The sequence below is a fragment of the Burkholderia sp. WTPI3 genome, assembly GCF_021483755.1.
In the GTDB taxonomy this organism is placed as follows: domain Bacteria; phylum Pseudomonadota; class Gammaproteobacteria; order Burkholderiales; family Burkholderiaceae; genus Burkholderia.
This window is the reverse complement of sequence record NZ_JAGIXF010000184.1, coordinates 1-4,128: the sequence shown is the minus strand read 5'-3', so window position 1 is coordinate 4,128 and position 4,128 is coordinate 1. Positions and strand designations below refer to the sequence as shown.

The following is a 4,128-nucleotide window of genomic DNA, read 5'->3' as shown; positions in this document are numbered from 1 at the left end:
CTGCGCGCGATAGCCGCGCTGGTCGGTCAGGGTCAGCCCCTGCGCGCGAATCGCCTCGGCGATCCGCGCACGGCCGACGAACGTCACGTCGGCGCCTGTCGCCGCGAGCCGGCCGCCGAGGTAGCAGCCGATCGCGCCCGCGCCGAACACGCAGACCGACGCAGCCGACGCGTCAGACATGCGAGTGCGCGCCGCCGTGCACGGGCCCCGAGCGCCGCTCGACTTCGCGGCGCACATCGTTGCGCAGCCCCGCGAAGAACGCGACTTCGGCGACGACGAACAGCGGCCCGACCATCAGGCCGACGAGGTCGTCGACGAACGCGGGCTTGCGCCCTTCGAACCAGTGCCCGACGAACTGCACGATCCAGCCGACCACGAACGCGCCGATGCCGACGCCGAGCCATTGCGCGGTCGGCAGCAACGCGAGCGTCTGCGCGGCCCACAGCCCGAGCGCGAACAGCGCGGCCATGACGACCCCGAAACGCAGGTCGAGGCGCAGGTAGAACACCGCGAACGCCACGGCGAGCAGCAGCGCCGGCGACAGCGCGACGCCGGCCAGCACCCCGAGCGCCGGCCGCGACAGCAGTACCTCGACTGCGAACACGATCATCGGAATGCCGACCAGGTGCGTCGCGATGTTGCGCGCGTCGCGGTGGTAGGCCGCATACTGGGAAAGGTGGTCTTCCAGCGTCTTCATGGTGTCTCCTGAACGATCATTGAGCGCTATGATGCGCGTCACGCCCGAGAACCTCTGTCAGCTATCCGACATCGCGTGCCCATGCCCTCGTCGCTCGCCCCCTACCTGCCGCAGCTCGAAGCGCACCCGTGGTTTGCCGCGCTGCCGCCCGAATTGCGCGCGCAGTTGCTCGAGCGCGCCGCGCTGCGGCGCCTGCCTGCCGGCCATGCGCTGTTCCGGCGCGGCGACCCGCCGTGCGGGCTGTACGCGGTACTGACCGGTTCCCTCACCATAGGCGCGGTGGATTCGCACGGCAAGGAGGCGCTGCTGACGGTCGCCGAGCCCGTCACGTGGTTCGGCGAGATCGCACTGTTCGACGGCCAGCCCCGCACGCACGATGCGATCGCGCTCGACGACACGCTGCTGCTGCACACTCCTCAGGCCACCCTGCTCGGAATCCTCGACACGACGCCGCAATACTGGCGGCAATTCGCGCTGCTGATGGCGCAAAAGCTCCGGCTGAGCTTCCTGACCGTCGAGGCGATGAGCGTGATGCCGGCCGCGCAGCGTCTCGCCACGCGACTGCTGATGATCGCCAACGGCTACGGCGGGATCAGTGCCGGCCGCACGCGCATTCGGCTGTCGCAGGAAAAGCTCGCGTCGATGCTGTCGCTGACGCGGCAGACCACCAACCAGTTGCTGAAGGCGCTGCAGGCCGACGGCATCGTGCGGCTGCATGTCGGCGAGATCGAACTGGTCGACGTCGACGCGCTGCGCCGCGCGAGCGGGCTGCCCGACGGCACGGCCTGACGCCCGCACAATCGCCGCAACGCCGCATTCCCGGCGTCACGCCGTTGCGCTATCGTGGCGGCTCGTTCGCCCTTGCTCGCCCCCATCCCCGCCCGTGAACACGTCGACCGCCTCCGCACCTTCCCGCCACGCGTGGCCCGTGTTCGTCGCATTCCTGCGGCTCGGCCTCACGTCGTTCGGCGGCCCCGTCGCGCATCTCGGCTACTTCCGCGACGCATTCGTCACGCGACGCGGCTGGCTGACCGAGCGCGCCTACGCGGATCTCGTCGGGCTGTGCCAGTTCCTGCCGGGACCGGCCAGCAGCCAGGTCGGAATGGCGATAGGGCTGTCGCGCGCAGGCTATGCGGGGATGTTCGCCGCATGGCTCGGCTTCACGCTGCCGTCGGCGCTGCTGATGATGCTGTTCGCGCTCGGCGTGCACGCGACGGGCATGCCGGTCGCGGCCGGCGCGCTGCACGGGCTGCGCATCGTGTCGGTCGCGGTGATCGCGCAGGCGGTGTGGGGCATGGCGCGCACGCTGTGCCCGGATGCGCGCCGCGTCACGCTGATGGCAGCCGCGGCCTGCATCGCGCTGCTCGTGCCGGCCGCCTGGCTGCAGGTCGCGGTAATCGTCGCGGCGGGCGCGGCCGGCCTCGTGCTGTTGCCGCAACCCGAGCGCGGCGCGCACGATCCGTTGCCGCTGCATGTGTCGCATCGCGCGGGCGTGCTGTGGCTCGTGCTGTTCGCCGCACTGCTCGTCATGCTGCCGTTCGCGGCTCGCGCACTCGATTCGCACGCGCTCGCGGTCGTCGACGCGTTCTTCCGCACCGGCGCGCTGGTGTTCGGTGGCGGCCACGTCGTGCTGCCGCTGCTGCAGGCGGCCGTGGTCGCACCGGGCTGGGTCGGCGATTCGGCTTTCCTCGCCGGCTACGGCGCCGCGCAAGCCGTGCCGGGGCCGCTTTTCACCTTCTCGGCGTTCCTCGGCGCGTCGCTGCGCGATGCCCCGAACGGCTGGCTCGGCGGGGCGATCGCGCTCGTGTCGATCTTCGCGCCGTCGTTCCTGCTCGTCGCGGGCACCGCACCGTTCTGGGAACGCCTGCGCCGCAGCACGCGGATGCAGGCCGCGCTCGCAGGCGTGAATGCGGCCGTGGTCGGGCTGCTGGTCGCCGCGCTCTATCACCCGGTGTGGAGCGACACGATCGTGTCGCCGCGCGATTTCGCTGCCGCGCTCGTCGCGTTCGTCGCGCTCGTGTTCTGGCGCATGCCGCCGTGGGCCGTCGTGATTGCGAGTGCGGCGCTCGGCTGGGCGTCGGGGATGATTGCGTGATCCGCCGCATGCCGCGGACTCATCGGCATCCGGTAAAAACAAAAAAAGCCCTCGTCACGAGGGCTTTTTTCGCAGTGTCGCGCGCCGCGATGGCGCGCACACGCCGGGGCTTACGCGAAGTTCTTCGCTGCGAAGTCCCAGTTCACGATGTTCCAGAACGCTTCGACGAACTTCGGGCGTGCGTTGCGGTAGTCGATGTAGTACGCGTGTTCCCACACGTCGATCGTCAGCAGCGCCTTGTCGGCGGTCGTCAGCGGCGTCGCGGCGTTGCTCGTCGACACGATGTCGAGCGAACCGTCGGCCTTCTTCACGAGCCATGCCCAGCCCGAACCGAACGTGCCGACTGCGGCCTTCGTGAACGCTTCCTTGAACGCGTCGTACGAACCCCACTTCGCGTTGATCGCGTCGCCCAGCGCGCCCGTCGGTGCGCCGCCGCCGTTCGGCGACAGGCTGTTCCAGAAGAACGTGTGGTTCCAGATTTGCGCGGCGTTGTTGAAGATGCCGCCCGACGACTTCTTGACGATCTCTTCCAGCGACAGGTTTTCGAATTCCGTGCCCGGGATCAGATTATTCAGGTTCGTCACATAAGCCTGGTGGTGCTTGCCGTAGTGGTACTGGATCGTCTCGAGCGAGATGGTCGGCGCGAGTGCGTCTTCAGCGTACGGGAGCGGCGGGAGCGTATGAGCCATGGCGATTCCTTCGTTGAGTATGTAGGGAGGCTGTGTTGAATGCTGCCGAGCGTCCGATTGTAGGCGAGTCCGAATATCCCCGCAAACTCACCGGGCATTTATCCGCGGTATGCGGAAAATCGGCGTTGACGCTTCGTCCGGCAGGACGAGACGACGCGCGCAGCATGCGTTCCCGCACCGGATGCGGCGGGCGACCCCGGCGGGCGACCTTCGTTTCGCTTACGCGGTCGCCGTCAGATCGTGTCGGTGAGTCGCGGCTGCACGTCGGCGAGCGACACGTCGGCCGAGCCTTCGGCGAGATGCACGGTCAGGCGGCGCTGCGGTTTCAACGCGCCCGGCGCACGTACCGCGCGGCCGGTCTGGGCATCGATCAGCGCCGCATAGCCTCGCTCGAGCGTGCGCTGCGGGCTCAGCACCTCGAGCCGCGCCGCACATGCCGAGACCCGCGCGGTATCGCGCTCGTAACGACGCTGCAGCGCCACCGCGAGACGTTGCGACAGCCCCGCGAGCACGTGACGCGCGTGCGCCGGGTCGGGCCGCGCGCGCTGCCACCGCAGTTGCGCCAGCGCGAACCGCGCCCGTGCGTCCCCCACCGCCCGCCATGCCCCCGACCCGAGCCCCACGGCCACCCGCCCGACCTTCCTCCC

The 4,128-nt window shown here is 69.6% G+C and carries 6 protein-coding genes; 2 read left to right on the top strand and 4 right to left on the bottom strand.

From position 1 onward, the window contains the following. Both J7024_RS36470 and J7024_RS36465 read right to left on the bottom strand, forming a co-directional pair. A partial coding sequence (locus J7024_RS36470) for a 2-dehydropantoate 2-reductase N-terminal domain-containing protein (protein ID WP_327796281.1) occupies positions 1-180 on the bottom strand: 180 nt, incomplete at its 3' end. Next, positions 173-697, bottom strand: a complete 525-nt coding sequence (locus J7024_RS36465; protein ID WP_124827393.1) for an Mpo1 family 2-hydroxy fatty acid dioxygenase — start codon at positions 695-697, stop codon at positions 173-175. The genes J7024_RS36470 and J7024_RS36465, both read right to left, overlap by 8 nt. An 81-nt stretch (positions 698-778) precedes the next feature. Here J7024_RS36465 and J7024_RS36460 point away from each other — a divergent pair, with 81 nt between their 5' ends. Then, positions 779-1,486, top strand: coding sequence for a Crp/Fnr family transcriptional regulator (locus tag J7024_RS36460; RefSeq protein WP_124827395.1), 708 nt, complete (start codon positions 779-781; stop codon positions 1,484-1,486). Between the two features lie 94 nt (positions 1,487-1,580). Further along, positions 1,581-2,792: a chromate efflux transporter gene (chrA, locus tag J7024_RS36455; protein WP_124827396.1), complete on the top strand. Its 1,212-nt coding sequence runs from the start codon at positions 1,581-1,583 to the stop codon at positions 2,790-2,792. Positions 2,793-2,902: 110 nt separating this feature from the next. On the opposite strand, the gene sodB is transcribed toward chrA, so the two are convergent. Further along, positions 2,903-3,481, bottom strand: coding sequence for a superoxide dismutase [Fe] (sodB, locus tag J7024_RS36450; RefSeq protein ID WP_011352986.1), 579 nt, complete (start codon positions 3,479-3,481; stop codon positions 2,903-2,905). A 233-nt stretch (positions 3,482-3,714) separates the two neighbouring features. Next, a partial coding sequence (locus J7024_RS36445; RefSeq protein ID WP_327796280.1) for an exodeoxyribonuclease VII large subunit occupies positions 3,715-4,128 on the bottom strand: 414 nt, incomplete at its 5' end.